The following is a 901-nucleotide window of genomic DNA, read 5'->3' on the forward strand; positions in this document are numbered from 1 at the left end:
TCAGTTCAACGGCACATTTCATCGGCAGACAGGTCATCAGAATCACATTGCCTGTCAGACCCCATATTTTGAAATTCGTTTACTCGTCGCACTTATGCATTACTGATCAAATGCAACTTCAGTCTGCTTGAAACCCGCAATCAGTTGTATGTCTCTGCTTCGGTCGGGCTGGGCAAAACCCACCTGAGCATCGCGCTCGGCCATACCGCCTGTCTGCGCGGCCATTCAGTGCTGTTCGCCACGGCGGTGGATATCATCAACTCGGTGAATGCCGCGCAAGCCCATGGCGGTCTCAAACGCGAGTTGCGCCGCTACGTCAAGCCACGCATATTGATCGTCGATGAGCTGGGCTATTTGCCCGTCGACAAACAGGGTGCCGACGCGCTGTTCCAGATCATCGGCCAGCGTTACGAGAAAGGTCCGACCATCATCAGTTCGAATCGCGCATTCAAGCACTGGGCAGAGATCTTCAATCACGACAGCACGTTGACCTCCGCGCTGCTCGACCGCCTTCTGCATCATGCCGAGACTGTCGTCATCGCGGGCAAGAGCTACCGCATGAAAGACCAGGCCGACCCCGATCCCGCCACCGCCTGATCGCTGTCACCATGGTGAGTTTCAAACCGTCCGTTTTAGACGAAATTCACGCCGCTGCTAACAGCCGGCGCATTGCGCCATGGCCGCGCGCGTCGTTACCATGTCGATCACTTCGCAAATCACACTTCCGCTTCGCGTTGCCTGTCTTGCCAACTCATGCATTTCATGAAACATATGCATTACTGATCAAATGCAACTTCAGTCTGCTTGAAACCCGCAATCAGTTGGCGGCCACAAAGGCTGGAAATGTTCCTGCCTATGCAGGACATGCACCAGCGGGCCTCGCTGGCCCACGATCGGATGC

At 55.4% G+C, this 901-nt stretch carries 1 protein-coding gene; it reads left to right on the forward strand.

Annotated elements, in window-relative coordinates:
* Positions 1-123 precede the first annotated feature (123 nt).
* Positions 124-597 carry an ATP-binding protein gene (locus EVC45_RS44880; protein ID WP_306770884.1) on the forward strand — a complete coding sequence of 158 codons (474 nt, stop codon included), beginning with the start codon at positions 124-126 and terminating at the stop codon, positions 595-597.
* Positions 598-901 lie beyond the last annotated feature (304 nt).

Origin of the sequence: Paraburkholderia sp. UYCP14C, from assembly GCF_004197395.1 — a bacterium.
In the GTDB taxonomy this organism is placed as follows: domain Bacteria; phylum Pseudomonadota; class Gammaproteobacteria; order Burkholderiales; family Burkholderiaceae; genus Paraburkholderia.